The organism is Paenibacillus sp. FSL H8-0332 (assembly GCF_037963835.1).
In the GTDB taxonomy this organism is placed as follows: Bacteria; Bacillota; Bacilli; order Paenibacillales; family Paenibacillaceae; genus Paenibacillus_AQ; species Paenibacillus_AQ rhizoplanae.
Genome location: NZ_CP150145.1, coordinates 1,867,392 through 1,886,322 on the forward strand (window position 1 = coordinate 1,867,392; position 18,931 = coordinate 1,886,322).

General features: G+C 54.1%; 15 protein-coding genes. 10 read left to right on the top strand and 5 right to left on the bottom strand.

Features of this window, described 5'->3' with window-relative positions:
* Positions 1-415: 415 nt before the first annotated feature.
* Together NST43_RS08030 and NST43_RS08035 are read right to left on the bottom strand one after the other, a co-directional pair.
* Positions 416-1,252, bottom strand: a complete 837-nt coding sequence (locus tag NST43_RS08030) for a carbohydrate ABC transporter permease (protein ID WP_209993458.1) — start codon at positions 1,250-1,252, stop codon at positions 416-418.
* Positions 1,252-2,142, bottom strand: coding sequence for a sugar ABC transporter permease (locus tag NST43_RS08035; RefSeq protein WP_209993457.1), 891 nt, complete (start codon positions 2,140-2,142; stop codon positions 1,252-1,254). Before NST43_RS08035 ends, NST43_RS08030 begins: the two co-directional genes overlap by 1 nt.
* Positions 2,143-2,349: 207 nt before the next feature.
* Between NST43_RS08035 and NST43_RS08040 the strand changes: the two genes are divergently transcribed.
* The 4 genes from NST43_RS08040 (at position 2,350) to NST43_RS08055 (ending at position 9,785) form a co-directional block, all read left to right on the top strand.
* Positions 2,350-4,212 (top strand): histidine kinase, encoded by a 1,863-nt coding sequence (locus NST43_RS08040; RefSeq protein ID WP_209993456.1) that lies wholly within the window; start codon positions 2,350-2,352, stop codon positions 4,210-4,212.
* Positions 4,205-5,851, top strand: coding sequence for a response regulator (locus NST43_RS08045; protein ID WP_209993455.1), 1,647 nt, complete (start codon positions 4,205-4,207; stop codon positions 5,849-5,851). The genes NST43_RS08040 and NST43_RS08045 overlap by 8 nt, the downstream gene beginning before the upstream one ends.
* A 122-nt stretch (positions 5,852-5,973) precedes the next feature.
* The gene (locus tag NST43_RS08050) at positions 5,974-7,299 is read left to right on the top strand and encodes a sugar ABC transporter substrate-binding protein (RefSeq protein WP_339223619.1); all 1,326 of its coding nucleotides are present in this window, start codon (positions 5,974-5,976) and stop codon (positions 7,297-7,299) included.
* Between the two features lie 389 nt (positions 7,300-7,688).
* Positions 7,689-9,785, top strand: a complete 2,097-nt coding sequence (locus NST43_RS08055) for an alpha-galactosidase (RefSeq protein WP_339223621.1) — start codon at positions 7,689-7,691, stop codon at positions 9,783-9,785.
* Between the two features lie 108 nt (positions 9,786-9,893).
* On the opposite strand, the gene NST43_RS08060 is transcribed toward NST43_RS08055, so the two are convergent.
* The 3 genes from NST43_RS08060 to NST43_RS08070 all read right to left on the bottom strand — a co-directional run bounded on the left by NST43_RS08060 (position 9,894) and on the right by NST43_RS08070 (position 11,416).
* Positions 9,894-10,199, bottom strand: a complete 306-nt coding sequence (locus tag NST43_RS08060) for a hypothetical protein (RefSeq protein WP_209993452.1) — start codon at positions 10,197-10,199, stop codon at positions 9,894-9,896.
* 18 nt (positions 10,200-10,217) lie between these two features.
* On the bottom strand, positions 10,218-10,865 hold the full coding sequence (locus tag NST43_RS08065; RefSeq protein WP_339223624.1) for a hypothetical protein: 648 nt from the start codon (positions 10,863-10,865) through the stop codon (positions 10,218-10,220).
* Positions 10,866-10,996: 131 nt separating this feature from the next.
* Positions 10,997-11,416 carry a MarR family transcriptional regulator gene (locus NST43_RS08070; RefSeq protein ID WP_339223626.1) on the bottom strand — a complete coding sequence of 140 codons (420 nt, stop codon included), beginning with the start codon at positions 11,414-11,416 and terminating at the stop codon, positions 10,997-10,999.
* Between the two features lie 388 nt (positions 11,417-11,804).
* Here NST43_RS08070 and NST43_RS08075 point away from each other — a divergent pair, with 388 nt between their 5' ends.
* From NST43_RS08075 to NST43_RS08100, 6 genes are all read left to right on the top strand, one after another.
* A complete protein-coding gene (locus tag NST43_RS08075; RefSeq protein WP_339223628.1) occupies positions 11,805-12,062 on the top strand; it encodes an AbrB/MazE/SpoVT family DNA-binding domain-containing protein in 258 nt (85 codons plus the stop codon).
* A gap of 173 nt (positions 12,063-12,235) precedes the next feature.
* Positions 12,236-12,964 (top strand): HAD family hydrolase, encoded by a 729-nt coding sequence (locus NST43_RS08080; RefSeq protein WP_339223630.1) that lies wholly within the window; start codon positions 12,236-12,238, stop codon positions 12,962-12,964.
* Positions 12,965-13,252: 288 nt separating this feature from the next.
* Positions 13,253-14,005 (top strand): response regulator, encoded by a 753-nt coding sequence (locus tag NST43_RS08085; protein ID WP_339223631.1) that lies wholly within the window; start codon positions 13,253-13,255, stop codon positions 14,003-14,005.
* A gap of 23 nt (positions 14,006-14,028) precedes the next feature.
* Positions 14,029-15,378, top strand: a complete 1,350-nt coding sequence (locus NST43_RS08090; protein WP_339223632.1) for an FAD-dependent oxidoreductase — start codon at positions 14,029-14,031, stop codon at positions 15,376-15,378.
* A 52-nt stretch (positions 15,379-15,430) separates the two neighbouring features.
* Positions 15,431-16,723: a citrate transporter gene (locus NST43_RS08095; protein WP_339223634.1), complete on the top strand. Its 1,293-nt coding sequence runs from the start codon at positions 15,431-15,433 to the stop codon at positions 16,721-16,723.
* Between the two features lie 60 nt (positions 16,724-16,783).
* The gene (locus NST43_RS08100) at positions 16,784-18,928 is read left to right on the top strand and encodes a hydantoinase/oxoprolinase family protein (RefSeq protein ID WP_339223636.1); all 2,145 of its coding nucleotides are present in this window, start codon (positions 16,784-16,786) and stop codon (positions 18,926-18,928) included.
* Positions 18,929-18,931 lie beyond the last annotated feature (3 nt).

The following is an 18,931-nucleotide window of genomic DNA, read 5'->3' on the forward strand; positions in this document are numbered from 1 at the left end:
TTATTTGCAGTCATTGCGGGCCCGAAATTGCAAAATAAGTGCATCTGAGTCCGCAGGCGCGAAAAACAGGGCAGTATTAGCGAAATAAGGTCATCTGAGTCCGCATCTCCTGGGGGAATCCGGGATGGGTGGCAGGCTGCGCGGAAGGGATTTTGGAACTGGAGGAGCGGCAGCGTCCGCCTGAAAGCTTTCCGTAGGAAAGCTAGCTTCGGAAGCATAGTCTGTTTGGATTTCTACTGCGGCCAGCAATTTGAATCGGGAAATCCAAACCTAACAGCGGCTGGAATTCCAAAATCTCCGCAGTGATGGTTATACCAGGGAATCAAAACAGAAAAAGGCACGGCCCGAGCGAATTCGCTTAGGCCGTGCCTTATTTACCGTTCGGAAGCGGGCAGAGTAGAGGGGAAGTACAGGATCAGCCCTTAACCGCCCCTGCCACAACGCCCTTCACAATGTATTTCTGCAGGAAGATGAAGACCACGATCGAAGGAAGCACCGCCATTACCATAGCGGTCATGGCATACTGCCAGTCCGAGGTATACTGGCCCACGAAGGTGTAAGCGGCCAGCGTTAACGTTTTCGTCTCCGGCGAACCATTGACCATCAGCAGCGGGAGCAGGAAGTCATTCCAGATCCACATGACATCAATGATGACAATGGTCGTGGTGACCGATTTCAGCAGCGGGAAGATCACGCTGAAGAACAGGCGGAAGCCGGAAGCGCCGTCAATCGTCGCGCTCTCATCAATCTCCGTTGGGATTCCCTTCACGAAGCCGTGATAGATGAACACCGCCAGCGGAGCGCCGAAGCCCCAATACAGGAGACCCAGTCCCCAGGTGCTCTCCGACAGGTTCAGGTTCTTGGCGGTCTGGAGGACCGTCAGCATGATCGACTGGAACGGGATCAGCATCGGCATAATGCACAGGAAGTACAGGACACCGCTCCATCTGGTTTTGGTCCGGGCCAGCTTATAGGCGGCGATGGAGGAGATGAATACAATACCGAGCAGGCCGACACCGGTAATGATGAAGTTATTCAGGAACAGCCGCGGATAGTTGATGAACTCCCAGACATAGGCGTAGTTGCTGAAGGTCAGCTTCTGCGGCAGGGCGATGACATCGGTCATGACCTCGCCGAAGCTTTTGAGCGAATTGATAATCGTCAGGAATAGCGGGTACAGGAACAGCAGAGACAAGAGGACCAGAATAACCTCCAGGATGATCTTGCCTGCCTTGTTGTGGTTGGTTGTCATTAGGCCTCTACCTCTCTCCGTTTAAAGACGGTCAGCTGGATGATCGTTACGGCAAGCACGGCAAGGAACAGAATGAGCGCTTTGGCTGTACCGTAGCCGTACAGGTTGTTCTGGAATGTATCCCGGTAGATATCATAAGCGATACTATACGTAGTTCCGCCGGGACCGCCGCCGGTCAGTGACAGGATGACATCGAACACCTTGATCGAATTGGTGAGCGCCATGAACACAGAGATCGTGATCGATGGGGCAAGCAGCGGCAGCGTAATGCTGAAGAATCGTCTCAGCGGTCCGGCACCGTCAACCGTAGCAGCTTCCTTGAGATCCTCAGGCACAGATTGCAGACCGGCAATGTAAATGACTAGATAGAACCCGATGGACTGCCAGATGGATACGCCCAAGATGGAGATGAAGGCCAGACCCGGTGTCCCGAGCCAGCTTAGATCGAAGATCGCCCAGCCTGTGCTCTCGCCCAGCGAGTTGAAGCCCTGCATGAAGATGAATTTCCAGATGAAGCCGACAATGACCAGACTGAGGATATACGGGATGAAGAAGGCCGCTCTCAGCCAGGAGGTGCTTCTCAGCTTCATGTCCAGCAGCACCGCCAGCAGAATCGCCAGCACGTTGACTATGACAATGTAGAGCACCGCATATTTAATCGTGAACCAGGCGGCATCCGAGAAGTTGGTATCGCCTGCGAAGATCTGCTTGAAATTATCCAGGCCGACGAACTTGGGGTGCTTGGAGATCCCGTTCCACTTGGTCATCGAATAGCGGATGGTCATGGCGAAGGGAATATAGAAGGCTACAGCGATACAGATCAGAACCGGGAGAGTAAAGATTCCGAATTCGAATTTCTCGCGCCATCTTTTGCCGAGTGTTTTTAACATGGATGCACCTCTTCTTGAGTTATAGGGTGGGAGTATTAGGCCTGTCTTGCCACACTTAACCATTCCGGTTAGTCTATATTGTGTATTATAGAGCAGACCCGTATCGTCAAAAATGGATTTAAGAGTACAGTTAAGGGTAAAAAGGTGAACGGACTGCGGAGGCCGGAAAAGTCCCCAAAACCGGCAGCGGGGAGAGCGGAGAGCATCATGAGAAAAGTGTGGGTTAAGCTGATCGAGCCTATAATGGCGCGGGTGTCCCGACGCCTGGCTAACAAGCTGATTCTGTTATTTACGATTATCATCATCCTGGTGGTCAGTTCACTCACCTACATATCCTATAGCATGCTGCAGCGGGAATCGGTCGATAACAGCATGGCCAGTACGGGCAATAATTTGCTTCTGGTCGGACGGAATCTGGAGAGCTATCTAAGCGGGATTGAGCAATTGTCTCTGCCGCAGATCTCCTACGATGAGTTCAATTATGCGCTTTTGCATGAATCGGAAGACTACAGCTCCCGGATGTACGTGGAGGATTATCTGCGGAATCTGTATTTTTCGCGCAATGATCTGGAGGCTGTATATCTCTATGTAATTAAGGAGCAGAAGTATTATTATGTCACCAAGGAGAACTATAACATCACCGTCCGGGTATCCGAGCATCCGCCTGTTGATGACCTGCCGTGGTATAAGCGGGCGCTTAAGAGTCCGTACAACCGTTCCTATCAGTCGTTTGTGGAGGAGCAGCCGGCCAGCTTGAACAGCGCCGATTATCCCGTTAACCATAACAAGGTGTTCATGGGCTACCACCGGCTGATCCGCTCCATCGTGTCGCGCGAGCCGCAGGCGGTGTTGTCGCTGTATCTGAATTCCTCCGTGACGGATGAGATTATGCGGGATATCCCGTTCAGCACCGGAGAGCATCTGATGTATATCAGCCCGGACGGGGAGCCTTTCAAGGTGGATGACAAGCAGTTCTACCGGGAGAGCAAGGAGGCGGGATTGGCGAAGCTGCTGACACCGGAGCAGAAGGGGCGCGTAACCTGGTCAGACAAGGAGCAGAAGTACCTGGTAATCTACGATATCAGTCAAAAGGAAGGCTGGAAGCTCGTCAAGCCGATTCCCTACACCCAGATCTATGAGGCGGCGACAACGACACGTACGTTAAGTGTGGGGATTGGCCTGCTGTTCCTGATCGTCTCTGTAGTGCTGGTTAGCTTCACCTCGAACCGGATTACCCATCCGCTGAAGAATCTGTCGCTCCAGATGCAGCGGTTCAGTACCGGGAGCTTCGATGCACAGGCTGCGGTTGCGGGCAAGGATGAGATCGCCTACCTGTCGCGCCATTTCAACAAGATGGTCGAGAAGACGAATGAGCTGATCAATGAACGCTATAAAATGAAAATCGTTGAAAAGAACGCCGTCCTGAAAGCCCTGGAGGCCGAGATTAATCCCCATTTCCTGTACAATGCGCTCCAGGCGATCTCCACCAAGGCGCTCAAGAACAACAACGATGATATTGTCGAGATGGTGGACAACCTGGCCCTAACCCTGCGATACTGCATTAGCGGCAAGGATGTTGTGCTGGCAAGGGAGGAACTGCGGCATATCGAGCGGTATCTGGCCTTGCAGAAGGCGCGGTTCGGGAACCGGATGCAGGTGGTATACGCCTGGGATGAGAGCCTGATGGAGCTGCGAATCCCCAAGCTGTCGATCCAGACGCTGGTGGAGAACTGCATCAAGCATGCGCTGGAAAAGGTATCGAGTACGGTTACCATCACCATTGAGGCGCATATCACCGGCACTCACAGCGTGATCTCCGTGCTGGATGACGGGCCGGGCATCAGCGGAGAACGGCTGGAGCAGGTGCTGAATTCACTTCAGATCCAGTGGGAGGACCGCGCAGCGGACACTGCCGAAGAGGACGGCATGGAGAGTATCGGGCTGAAGAATCTGAATACCCGGCTGAAGCTGTTGTATGGAGAAGAGTCGGGTCTGGTCATTCATAGTACAGAAGAGGGAACACGAATGGATATGCGGTTGCCGCGGGGAGGAGTAGGACAACATGTATAGAGTGCTGATTATTGATGATGAGGAGCCGCTGCGCGAAGCGATCCATATCCTGGGGGATTGGGAGGGCCTCGGTGTCAGTGAGGTGCGGGAGGCGACAGACGGGAAGGCAGGACTTGAGCTGCTGCGCCGTGAGCGGTTCGATCTGGTGCTGGTTGATATGAAAATGCCGGAGCTGAGCGGAGCAGAGCTGCTGCAGATTGCCGAGCAGGAATTCCCGGACCTGCTGCTGATTGTGATCAGCGGCTATAATGATTTCGAGTATACGCGCCAGGCCATCCGTTCGAAGGTGGTGGATTACCTGCTGAAGCCGGTGAACCGCACAGACCTTAACCTTGCGCTGCGCAAGGCGGTGGGGGTGCTGGAGGCCAAGCGGAAGCGGGAGAGCGAGTTCATAACCCGCAATATTACGCTCAATATGTCGCTTCCGAAGCTGAAGGAGAAGATGTATCTGTCCATCATTGACCGGAGCTTCAAGACCCAGTCCAATGAGGCTTTTCTCCCGCTGATCGGGGCGGACGGGGCGGCGAGCCACTTCGCTGTCGGCCTTCTGCGGATGCTTAATCTGGAACAGGTACGTAAGGAAAGATTCCATGGGGACCGGGATCTGCTGCATTTTGCCGTAACGAATGTGATGAACGAGAACACGGACGGGCAGTTCGAGTCGTTCAGCTTCGCCAGCCCCAAGGGGGAGCGCGAGTTCATTGCCATCTTCACTATGAAGGGCGGTTATGAAGCAGATGCGGCCTTCCTGTCGCTGCACCATATGAAGAAAGCAGCCTCCACCTTGAAGGAGCTGTTCGGAATCATCTGTGCCGGGGGAATCGGGCAGCCTTGCAGCGATTCGCTCAGCATTGCCGCTTCTTATGAGCAGGCCAAAGCATCACTAGATACGATCGACCTGCTCAGCCTGAAGGGCAGCCTGATCGCACAGGGCAGAGCAGTGAACCCGGTATCGCGGGATAATCCCTCCCTGACCGGACGGATGCCGCAGATCCGCAGCGCGCTGGAGAGCGGGAATGTGAATCATGCGCGCAGCATCCTCGGCGAATTCATCCGCAAATGCCAGGAGGCGGAAGGTTTCACGCTCGGGGAGGCGGACCGGACCCTGCAAGGGTTCCTGTTGCTGTTAAATGAAATTGCAGCAGGGCTGGATGCCATGCCGCCGGAGATCCGCAGCGGGAAGGACAGCAGCCTGGCATCCCTGGGCATCCTCAGTGATTTTGCCTCCTTCGGGCAGTTTGCGGGCGTGCTTCATGACATCTTCGACCGTTATGCGGGAGAGATCAGCCGGACGGTGGCCGGAGACCGCAGCGGCGTGCTGGAGAATATTAAGGCATACATTGATAACCATTATTTCGAGGACATTAAGATATCGATGTTCACGGAACAATATTTCTTGAGCAGAGAGTATTTGATGAAGCTGTTCAAGGGACAATATGGCTATGGTATTCACGAGTATGTGCAAAAGGTAAGGATGGACAAAGCCAAAGTACTGCTGACCGATCCTGCCCTCAAAATTCAGGATATCTCTGAAATGCTGGGATACAAGGACAAGAACTATTTCAGCAAGGCGTTCCGCAATTACTATGATTGCTCCCCTTCTGAATTCCGGCTGCAGCTGCCAGGGGTAGAAAAGTGAAACGGTTACATGGACACTTTTTTACCCTTATCCGTTCACTTATGTACATTCTTATCCTTTTTCTTTTTATTTAGAATGATGAGCAAGACCACAAGATGCATAAGGAAAAAGGGGGCAACAATATGTTAAAACGATTCATGGCATTATCTGCGAGTCTGCTGCTGGTGGGCGGACTGCTGGCCGGTTGCGGCGGAAATAACAACAATAATGCCGCTAACAACACGGGTGGAGCAGCCGGAGCAGGCAATACGCCTACGGATTCCTCCAAGCCCGTCACGATTAATATGTTCACCGCCTCGCCCGAATACACGGATGCCTTCAATGCTTATATTGCGGAATACAAGAAGGTTAAGCCGAATGTTACGATCAATCTGGAAATCATGCAGGCGGACTACAATACGGTGCTGAAATCCAAAATTGCCGCAGGCAGCACACCGGATGTGTTCCAGACCACGGCGGGCGGGGATATCGATACTTTTGCCGAATACAGCGCTGACTTGACCAATGAGCCACTGGCCGCAGCGATGACGGATGCAGTCCGCTCGAACATGAGCTCTACAGATGGCAAAGTCCTCGGACTGCCGGTGAAGGGCAACCTGTTCGTCCTGATGTACAACAAGAAGCTGCTGGCGGATGCCGGCATCACGGAAGTGCCTAAGACAACAGCTGAAATGGACGATGCGATTACCAAGCTTGAAGCCAAGGGCATCACACCCTTCGCCAACGCCTATAAAGAGTGGTGGGTATGGAAGCATATCTTCCAGCACTTCGTAGACGCCGCAGCCACCGATGCCGGAACCGATGCCAAGACGCTCGTAGCGGACTTCATCGCCGGGAAGACGACCTTCAAGGATCATCCGGTGCTGAAGGACAACTTCTTCAGCTTCATTGACACAACCGTTAAGCATGGCACAGACAAGCCGCTTGAACGCGACAGCAATGCTGAGGTCAGTGATTTCGCCTTGGGCAAAACAGCCTTCATGACCGGTAAAGGCGCGTGGGATGAAGAAGCGATTAAGAAAATCACCCCTGACTTTGACCTCGGCATCGCCGGGTACCCTGTCAGTGACAAGCCGGAGCAATCCCAGATTATCACCGGTGCCGACCAGGCACTGCGGATCAATAAGGATTCTGCGGTAGCAGCGGAAACGATTGAATTCTTCAACTGGCTGTATACTTCCGACTACGGGAAGAGCTGGTTCTCTAACGTAGCGAAGGTCATTCCTCCAATCAAGGATGCCCCGATGCCTGACTTGCAAATGCCTAAGGAAATGGAAGAAATCCTGAAGACGGAGAAATCCGGCGACCTGTCGGTGAACTACTCTCTGGATACGTTCCACCAGAAATTCGGTGAGCTGATGCAGGCTTATATCGGCGGCAGCAAGACGAAGGATCAGGCGATTGACGAAATTCAGAAGGCCTGGATCCAATTCGGGTCTGCGGAATAAAATTTTGATTTGACCTTAACGGCCTCCGAAGTAAGCTTTATTACTGAGGGGGCCTTCTTTCTATGTAACGCAGATTTTTAGGCGGGGGAGGGGGTGTAAGTGGCTGGACGTAACTGCAGTGAATGTTTGGGCCTCCGGCCGCTGTTGTCTCCAGATTTCTTGATTTTACCGCTGGTAGCGGTTGAAATCCGGAGACAAAGGCGGACGCTATCGCTCCTTCAACCCAAACTTCACCTCCGTTACTTCGCCACTTACACGAGCACCGCAGGAAATCAGCAGTTACGAATAGAAGAGAAGACCTTATATTCAGGATGGGCCAGGAAGTGCAAAGAGACCAAAGAGAAACAAAGAGACCAAGATAACAACCTTTGTAAGGAGGCAAATTAGACATGGACAGCAGGCTCATAGACATAGCCGAGAACGGGCTTTATCTTACGATTGAAATTACTGGGGAGCAGGATGTGCGGCTGCTGCATTTTGGCGCAGCGCCGCTGGAAGCAGGGAGCATAGAAGACAAGCAGATGGCAAGCTTCCGGCTGCTGGAGCTGCAGCTGTCGGGGGAAGACCGGGCGGAATATCACGGGCGGACGCACCGCGCGTCTTATCCGGGATTGCGGATGGTGTATGACGGGCATAAGGACACGGTGAATCCGCTGGGGCGGAAGCTGGAACTAACGCTGGCTGACCCGCTGACGGGTGTGAAGGCAGTACAGCATTATCAGTTCTATTCTGGCGTGCAGATTGTGCGCTCATGGACAGTACTGATTAATGAAGGCGACGCAGAAGCGGCTGTGGAGTACCTGTCTTCGTTCGCACTTACAGGAGTGGACAAGGAGGGCAACGGAGACCGGAATGACAAAATCGAAGTGAGTATTGCTCACAGCGGGTGGCAGAGTGAGCTGCAGTGGAAAAGCTACAGCCTGCCCGAGCTGGGTATGTCCCATCTCGCTGACCGTGGCTCGAAACGGATTGCCGCCAGCAATACCGGGTCCTGGTCAGCGGCGGAGCTGCTGCCAATGGCCGTGCTGCGCAATAAGGAGAGCGGGAGCAGCCTGTTCTGGCAGATTGAACATAACGGCTCCTGGCACTGGGAGCTGACGGATCAGGCCGACCAGCTCACGCTGCTGGTCAGCGGTCCTACGGAGCATGACAACCACTGGTGGCTGAAGCTCGCCCCCGGCGAAGCGTTCACCTCCGTGCCGGTGGCCGCAGGTGTAGTAGAGGGCGGGTTCGGAGAGGCGGCAGAGCAGCTTACCGCGTACCGGCGGCTGATCCGCAGACCGAATGAGGATAATGAGCTGTTGCGGGTGATTTTCAACGACTACATGAACTGCCTGTGGGGAAGCCCGACAACGGAGAGGCTATTGCCGCTGATTGATGCTGCTGCCGAGGTCGGCTGTGAATACTTCTGCATCGACGCGGGCTGGTATGCTCCCGGTGAATGGTGGGACGGGGTCGGGGAGTGGGAGCCTTCGGCTGAGCGCTTCCCGGAAGGTATCAAGTACGTGCTGGATGTAATCCGCAGCAAGGGGATGATTCCGGGTCTGTGGCTGGAGCTGGAGGTGATGGGCATCAACAGTCCGAAGCTTGCGGAGACCGACGACAGCTGGTTCTTCATGCGCCATGGCAAGCGGGTCAAGGACCGCAGCCGCTATCAGCTCGATTACCGTAATCCGGCGGTCATCAAGCATGCTGACAGCGTGATTGCCCGGCTGGTCGGGGAATACGGCGTCGGGTATATCAAGATGGACTATAATATCAATGCTGGAATTGGTACGGAGACGGCAGCGGACAGCTTCGGGGACGGTCTATTGCAGCATAACCGTGCCTATCTGGCTTGGCTGGACAGTATCTTCGCCCGTTATCCGCAGCTCGTCATCGAGAACTGCTCCAGCGGCGGGATGCGGATGGACTATGCCATGCTCAGCCGCCACAGCATCCAGTCCACCAGTGACCAGGAGGATTATGTGAAGTATGCTGCCATTGCCGCAGGTTCTCCGGCTGCACTGACTCCCGAGCAATCGGCGGTCTGGTCGTACCCGCTGCGCGAAGGTGACGATGAAGAGGTCATTTTCAATATGGTTAACTCGCTGCTGCTTCGCGTCCACCAGAGTGGTCATCTGGCTGAGTTAACGCCAAGACGCCGGGCGCTGGTGAAGGAGGCACTGGATTATTACAAGTCTATCCGCGCCCACATTCCGCAAGCCTTCGCCTTCTGGCCGCTCGGTCTGCCCGACAGTGGCGGGGAATGGGTCAGCTTCGGCCTGCGTCATGGAGACATCCGCTTTATCGCTGTATGGCGGATTGCCGGAGAAGCGGCGGCGGTCAGGCTGCCTGTTCCTGAGCTGAGGGGACGCGATGCGGAGGCCCGGTGTGCGTATCCTGAGGCGCACGGGTCGCAGTGGAGCTGGGACGCTGTGGAAGGCAGCTTGAGCGTTACGCTGCCCGCAGGCAAGACTGCCAGGCTGTTTGAGCTTCGTTCGTAGGGCGAGCTTCGCATACCAAGAAGAGGCTGAACAGCAGATATGGGGCGTTCTGCACACAAAAAGGGGTATTTCTGCGCCGGAGGATGGCTGCTGAAATACCCCTTTTTGCTACTTGATGAAGCTTAGACTTTTCCGCAACAAACGCCGGGTGTAATAAAAGGACAAGAGAAGGAGGAACGCGAGAACTAAGCTGAAGGGCAAGCTGAGAATGACCGGGACCGAATAGGACGGGGTCAGATTCATCCCTATGGCACTGACTCCGAAGGTCCGCAGCAAGCCCGCTATCGGGGCGATGACGGCACAGATGAAGCTCCCGGCCACCCAGACGCCCAGCACGGGCAATGCAAAGAGGATGACGAAACCTTTTGCCAGATAGTTCAGCAGTAAGGGCATTGCACCAGAGGAAGATTTCATTTCGTGTTACCTCCATCGTTATGTATTCATCTGAATAATCTTGCCTACCTGCGAACGGGGATGAACCGTCAGCGTCTCACGGTAACGGATCTCCCGGATTGAGCATCCCGGTCCGAGTGTAACCTTCTGTCCGCACACAAGGTCTGCCTGCGTCCGGTACAGGGTGATGTCAGCGCCTTCAATGATCTCGCAGCGCAGCTTGCGGAAAGGGCTCAGCGGAATAGGGAGCAGCTTGAAGGAGGGCGATACGATAATATCACCTTCAGAGGTCATGTGCCTGATCTTGCACAGGGACCCCAGCTTGATCCGGATGGTGCTTGTGCAGGATAAGCGGTCTATACGCACGCAGCCCTCAGCCTTGAATTCTTCTGCGGCAGCCTCCCCGGTAACAGACAGGTATCCGTTGGCCGTGATGCTCACGCCCCTGAGTTCAGTAACGCGCAGACTGCCGAAGCTGCTCAGCTCCTGCGCATGGCAAGATAACCCTATGGAGCATTCTCCTCTAAGCTTCAGGCGCGCTGTGCTCAAGCTCCCGCTGACATGCAGGTGGCCCAGCACCTCCACATGGGAGGCGTCCATATCTCCCCGGCAGATCCGGGAGCCGTTGATTTTAAGAGGTTTATTAGCTTCCGGCATCGGGTTCAGTGCAGGCATAGGTTCGTTCACCGCCGTTTTATAATATTTAAGTAACTATAATATATATTAAATGAAATATATAATCAATATATGTTCTCCGACAAAAAAACTGCACTTCCCTAAGGGAAATGCAGTCTGTTCGTAAAGTATAGCCGTTGGTGTTACTCTAACATTCCGCCCATCAGTTCATCGATTCTCTGGAGGGTTGAGGAGATTTTGTCGAGGTCAGTCAATGCAAAGGTGTCGAACAGAGAAAGGATGTGCTGCTTGCCTGATCCGGTGAGAACAATATTGACGACTCGGCGGTCTTCCTTCGTGCGCACTCTCTCGATGTATCCCAGATCCTCCAGCTTATCGCACATGAACGAAGCGGCTCCCGGCGTAATGACTAGACGCTCTGAGATATCCGTAACATTAAGGGAGCCGGTGAGCTGCAGCAGGAACAACAGCATGATCTGATTCTGCGAGAGCGCCCCCTTCTTCGTAATCCGGTCTATGAACGCCTGCGACTTCTGCTGCACGCTGGCCATATGATCCATGACGGTATAGACGGCTTGTTCTTTCTCTGCTTCTTTGCTCATGGAAACACTCCAATATAGTGTGGTAATTAAAATATATAGATTGTATAACTTTTTTGTCAAGTAAGTAAGGGAGAACATAGTTCTTAAGGATCAGCCGTAAGGTAGGAGAAGAATAGCTTCAGCAATATATCTACAGTATTACGGAGGAAAATAGTACGAAAAGAATAAAATGGATATAAAACAGTATTGGTTATATATTTGTCGAAAAAACTCTAAACTTTGTCGAATTATTTGTCGATAAATATCAAAAGATGTAGAAATAAAATTGACAGGAAAGAAATAGCACTTTACAATGCTATTATAGAGTAATCATTTCTACTTATTAGAAGCTTTGATAGCTTTTAACACCGAATGATGATCCAAGTGTTATTTCAAGGGAGGATGCATAATGATGAAAGCAACAGGTATAGTAAGAAAAGTAGATGAACTGGGACGTATTGTGATTCCGATTGAGCTGCGCAGAACAATGGGAATTGACATAAAGGATCCGCTCGAAATTTTTGTGGACGGCGAAAAGATCATTCTCAGAAAATATGAACCTACTTGCATCTTCTCCGGAAGTGCCGAGAACCTGATCAGCTTCAAGGGTAAGATGGTCAGCAAAGATGTGCTCGATGAACTGATCTCAAGCTTCGACAACGTATAAGTTAAGCTTCTGAGGCAGTATGCAGTATGAACAGAAGGGACCACAGTGTAAGCACTCTAAGTGTTTGCAATGCGGTCCCTTTCTGTGATTATGGGTTCGTAGACAACATCTGCTGCTTCCTATATCATTAGGGCGTGTGACCGAAGAACAATTGGGAAGGGATGATTCACCTCATGAGCAACGAAGAACAGACACAGGCGGGGAACAGACCGCTGCCGAACTTAAACCAGCCGGAAGCTATCGTATTCGATATGGATGGTACGCTGTTCCAGACAGAAAGTCTGTTATTGCCCGCCTATCATAAAATGTTCGATATCCTGCGGGAAGAAGGCCTGCATTCCGGCCCGACTCCGCCGGAGGAGCGCATTCTGGGCAGTCTAGGCATGCTGCTTGCGGATATCTGGAAGAACGTAATGCCGGAAGCAGATGAGGCGGTACACCGCCGGGCGGATGAGCTGCTACTGCAGCTGGAGATAGAGGGGCTGGAGGCCGGAGGGACGGTCCTGTACCCCAAGGTAGTCGAAACGCTGCGTGCGCTGCACGCGCGGGGAGTGAAGCTGTTCGTAGCCAGCAACGGGCTGGAGGATTATATCCATAGCATCGTAGTCGTACACGAGCTGAAGGACCTGTTCGAGGGGCTGTACAGCGCGGGCGGATCAGGAACAGCAACCAAGACCGAGCTGCTCGGCCTTCTGCTGGACAATCACAAGATCAGCAGCGCCTGGATGGTCGGGGACCGTTCCTCCGATGTACAGGCGGGCAAGGGCAACGGACAGACGGTCATCGGCTGCGCCTATGCCGGATTCGGGCGGCAGGATGAGCTGAAGGGCTCTGACGTTATTATCTCTTCCTTCGATGAGCTGATTGGGCTATACGACAACAGCGCAGCACCTGTCCTGTAATCCGGCAGAACCGAAGTGAGTATTCACTATTTGTAAAAAATCTTATATTTTAAGCAAAAACCGGGTGTTCTTTCCGCCGTATCTTGGCGTTAAGGGCATCCGGTTTGATGTCTGAAGGAGAAGGTACGGATACATCTCGAAATTTCATACCTTTTCTCGAATGGGGAGCATTTCTTTGCGGCTGCCCAGATTTTATACTGTTACTGTAAGCGTTTCACAAAAGATAAGCCCTTGGGAGCTTGACGGAGCGGTTGCGGTGGCCGGATGCTGTATTTGGAGGGGATGGGGTTGCACAAGCTGTTTCTGGTGGAAGATGAAGCCCTGATCCGTGCGGGCCTTAAGCATTTGATTGAGAAGGTGATCGGCGGCTATCAGGTGGTGGGGGAAGCAGAGAATGGACGGCTTGCGCTGGAGGCGCTCAAGAGTGTGAAGCCCGATGTTCTGATCACGGATATACGGATGAATGAAATGAACGGTCTGGAGCTGATCAAGCGGATTCGTGACCAGTATCCCGACATGTACATCCTGATTCTGAGCGGGTATGCCGACTTCGAATATGCGAAGCAGGCGATCAAATACGGCATCAGCGATTATCTGCTGAAGCCGGTTGACCGCACAGAGCTGGCCCAGGCACTGGGAGATTTCAAACGCAGGCACGGAACGCAGAGTGATGCGGAGGCGCAGCCGGGTGAGGGCGAATCAGACCAGAAGGGCAGGCAGCTGATCCGCAAGGTGAAGGAGCTGGTCGCATTGCGGCTGGATCAGGAAATCTCGCTGCAATATATGGCAGAGCAGGTGCATCTGAATCACCAGTACCTGTCGGTGCTGTTCAAGTCGGAGACCGGACAGAACTTCACGGATTATGTCTCGCAGTGCCGGATGAACCGGGCCAAGCAGCTGCTGAAGGAGACGAATCTCAAAATCTATGAGGTGGCCAAATTGTCAGGCTATTTAAGCTCCAAGCATTTCATGGCGGTATTCAAGGACTATACCGGCAAGACTCCTTCACAGTTCAGGGAACAGCCGGATTGTAATCGCTAACATTAAGCAGGAGGGGAACCAGGATGAGGAATTATGAGGTTATTGTGGCGGGAGGCGGAGTATCCGGCTCCATCGCTGCTATCGCGGCGGCAAGAGCAGGTGCCAGAACATTGATTATCGAGGCAGGAGGCTTCCTCGGCGGAACCCTGACGGCTGCGGGGGTCGGGCCGATGATGACTTTTCATGCCGGGAACAAGCAGGCGATTCAAGGGATTACCGATGAGCTGATTCAGCGGTTACAGGCGCTGGGCAAATCGCCGGGACATATCCCGGATGCGACGAACTACACCTATTCGGTGACACCGTTCGATGCCGAAGCGATGAAATACGAGCTGGATCTGATGCTGCAGGAGAGCGGAGGCGAGGTGCTGTACCATACGATGCTTGCCGGGGCGAAGGTATCGGGCAGACGGATTGAGTCGCTGACCTTATGCAATAAAGCGGGGCTTAGCGAAATCTCGGCGGATGTGTTCATTGATGCTACCGGAGACGGTGATCTCTCCGCATGGTCCGGGGTTCCCTTCACCAAAGGGCGTGAATCCGATGAACAGTCGCAGCCGATGACCCTGAAGATGAAGATGAGGGGAGTGGACACGGAGAAGATCAAGACGTATATCCGGGAGCATCGTGAGGACTTTCCGCGAATGAACCAGGATATCAGCGTAATGGACTCGGCGGCAAGATTATCGGTCGCAGGCTTCGACCGGCAGTTCCGTGAAGCGAAGGCGCGCGGCGAGATCAGTATTCCGAGAGAGGATGTGCTGTTCTTCGAGACCAGTAATCCCGGTGAGATTATTATGAACACGACGCGAATTCTCGGCAAGGACAGCACGGACCCGTGGAGTCTCAGCGAGGCCGAGGTTGAAGGACGCAAGCAGTGCCGGGAGCTGGAGATTTTTCTGAAAAAGGTTATTCCCGGCTTTGAAGATTCTGTAGTCGTCTCCACCGGTCCGTCCATCGGCGTCCGCGGCTCCCGCCAGATCAAGGGTGTGTATACATTGACCGCGCAGGATATTCTGTCGGTGAAGCCCTTCGACGATGTGATCGCCCATTCCGGCTACCCGATAGATATCCACAGCCCGGACGGCGAGGGAACCGCAACGGATCATCTGGAATGGGGAGCGATGTACAGCATCCCTTACCGTTGCCTGATCACCAGCGAGATCGACAACCTGATTGTCGTCGGAAGATGCCTCTCGGCCACCTTTGAAGCCCAGGCAGCTGTGCGGACAACGCCAACGGTAGGGGCTATCGGTCAAGCGGGCGGCACAGCGGCGGCACTGGCGGTACAAGCAGGAGTTCCAGTGCAGCAGGTGGACTATAAGAGACTGCAGGAGACGCTTATGGCACACGGCGCTTATCTGGAAGTGTAATTTAGTTCTTATAACAACGTATATTACTCATAAAACTTTAGGAGGAATAGGTTTGGAAACCGTTCAAATTATCGGAATTCTACTTGTATTCATTGTGTTTGTGGGCCTGATGATGACCCGCAAGCTGACCACGCTGCTGGCATTGCCGATGATGGCGATTCTGCTGGCCGCCATTGCGGGCATCCCGCTCCTGTCGGATAACCCGGACACCTTCACCATCACGAAGGGTGTGCTTGCAGGCGGAGCCATGAAGCTGTCTACCGCCATCGCCGGACTGATCTTCGGCGCCTGGTTCGGCCAGATTCTCAGCAAGGTCGGCATCACCAAGACCATTATCCGCAAGGCAGCGGAGCTGGCGGGTGACAAGCCGCTGGCGATTGCTATTATCTTTTTCCTCGCCGCCTCTGTAATCTTCTCGGCCGCGAACGGCCTGGGTATGGTTATTCTGGTCGGGACCATCGCTATTCCTATTATGCTGACAGCCGGGCTTAAGCCCTTTGTAAGCGGTCTGGTAGTATTGCTGGCGAATGCGGTCGGCGTGGTATTCAACGTCTCCACCTGGGCGATCTATACCGATGTGCTGAAGGTGCCGACGAACACGATTGCTTCTTATTCGCTGGTCTGTGCCGTCCCGCTGATCGTGATTGCCCTGATTATGATCGTCTATTATACCCGCAAAGACGGCAAGGTCCGCCGCGCCTGGGCGATGCCGCTCAAGCCGGAATTCCAGGCTCAGGACAGCAAGAACGTAAGAGCGATTGCGCTCATCAGTCCGCTTGTTCCGGTGCTGCTCGTGTTTTTCCTGAAGGTGGATATTGTCTCGGCGGTCTTCATGGGGGCTCTGGTCACCCTGCTGCTGGCCACCCCTAAGCGTCCATTCCATGTGTTGTCGAGTGCGCTGGTGGAAGGCATTCAGGATGTAGCCGGTGCGCTGGGTCTGATGATCGGAATCGGGATGCTGCTCAGTGCGGTAACTGCGCCCCAGGTGGCCTCGTTAATCCAGCCGCTGATCGAAGTCATTATTCCGACCAGCCCGCTGATGTACATTCTCGTCTTCACACTGCTGTCTCCGCTCGCAATCTACCGTGGACCGCTCAATGTATGGGGGCTCGGCAGCGGAATCGCGGCACTGATCGTGGCCGGAGGCATGGCACCTGTAGCAGCGATGCTCGCCCTGCGTATCGTGAGCAATCTGCAGGCTGTCAGCGATCCGACCAACTCGCATAATGTCTGGATCGCCGATTACACGAAGACAGATATTATTGAGACGCTGCGCAAGACGCTGCCGTGGATGTTCGTTGCGGTGATGATCTCGATGATTATCGCGGGTATGATTGCCTTTTAGCCTGCGGCAAGTGAACCACGGATTGTAGAGACCTAAGCTTCATGAAGAGGAGAACCTGCTATGAACCATAAACAGATCAGAATCGGCATTGATGTCGGAGGAACCTTCACGGATGCAGTTGCGATAGACAATGAGACCTTTGAGGTGCTGTCCAAAGTCAAAATGCCCACCACGCACCACGACAAACGCGGAGTCGCCAGCGGGATTGTCCAGATCATTCAGCGGATTATGAGCGAGAACGGGATTCTTCCCGGTGATATCAAGTTCATCGCCCACGGGACTACGCAGGCTACCAACGCGCTGCTGGAAGGGGATGTTGCCCGTGTAGGCATCGTGGGGATGGGCACGGGGCTGGATGCCCGCAGTGCCCGCTCCGAGACCAATGTGGCGGATATCGAGCTGGCTGCGGGGAAATTCCTGACCACTTATCACAAATTCATTGACTCCAGGGAGCTTACGGCAGAAGCCATTGATGATGCGATTGATCAGCTGCTGGCCCAGGGTGCGGAGGTCATTGTAGCTTCAGAAGCCTACAGTGTCGATGATCCGGCCAATGAGCTGAGGGTGATGGAAGCGGCGCGCAGCCGGGGAGTGTACGCTACCGGCGGACATGAGATCTCCCAGCTCTACGGGCTGAAGACCCGGACCCGCACAGCAGTCGTCAACGCGAGCCTAATCCCCAAGATGATGGAGACGGCCAATATGACCGAGCAGGCTGTCAAAGAAGCGGGAATTACCTCCCAGCTCATGATCATGCGCTGTGACGGAGGGGTCATGAGCATCGACGAGGTACGCAAGCGTCCGATCCTGACCATGCTGTCGGGGCTGGCGGCCGGAGTGGCCGGCGCCCTTATGTATGAGAAGATCTCGGACGGTATTTTCTTCGAGGTCGGAGGTACGAGTGTGGATATTTCCGTGATTAAGAACGGCAAGGTGATGATTGAGAATGCTCAGGTCGGCGGGCATAAGACCTATCTGCGCTCGCTGGATGTGCGGACGCTGGCCGTGGCCGGGGGGAGCATGATCCAGATCGGCGGGGGGAAGATCACGGATGTCGGACCGCGGAGCGCACATATCGCCGGTCTGGAATACGAATGCTTCACCGGCAAGGAGAATCTGGAGCAGCCCGCGATCGGTCTTGTCAGTCCGCGCGAAGGAGACCCGGATTATGTCACGGTTCGTAGCAGGGGAGGACATGAATATGCGCTGACCCTGGCAGGAGCGGCGAATCTGCTGAACCATGTGCCGGAGACGGATTATGCCCGCGGGAATATGGAGAGCACGCGGATCGCCTGGCAGACGCTGGGTGCCCATCTGGGGATGTCTGCCGAGGAGGCGGCAAGGGCCGCGATGGATATTGCTATCCGCAAGGTGATGACGGTGGTGAATCAGATGATCAGCGATTATGAGCTGGACACCGGATTCATTACGCTGGTAGGCGGCGGAGGCAGCGGAGCGGTTCTGGTCCCGGCCATGGCTGCGAAGGAAGGCTTCAAGCACCAGATTGCAAACAATGCGCCGTATATCTCCACGATTGGCGTCGGGATGGCGATGGTCCGCGAGCAGATTGAGAAGACTGTCGTCGGCGCGACGGAGCGGGATATCAAGCTGATCCGGGCAGAGATTATGGACAAAATCGTCCAGTCCGGGGCGAACGAATCCACGGTCGATGTCACGATCGAGATTGACTCCCAGCGCAATATTCTGCGGGCGATTGCCACCGGCTCCACCGAGCTGCGCTCGAAGGATCTGGCCAGCCGCGAGGTGCCGGTGAATGAGCTGATGCGGACGGCGGCGGATGCGCTGGGCCAGCCGGCGGAGCAGACGGAGCTGAAGGCAGCCTCCGGCAGATGGTATCTGTTCGAGTCCAGCGAGATTAAGAAGTCCATGTTCGGGCTGGTCAAGAAGAAGCTCAGCCATGTCGGCGTGCTGGACCGTGAGGGGGTGGTGCGCTTCAAGAAGACGAATGCGTATCATCTGGCTTTTTTGAAGAAAAATATGGCCGACCGGTTCGCCTCGTTCCTGGAAGAGAATACGATCTATTCGGACGCCAATGCCACGATCCCCAAGACCTTCATCTTCTATAAGGAAAAAATGCTCGATCTGACCGGGATGCAGACCAAGGAGCAGCTGTTCTCCATTCTCGAAGTGGAAACACAATTGCTTGAGGACAACAGCGAGATGCTCGCTGTCGTCTATCAGTAGGAG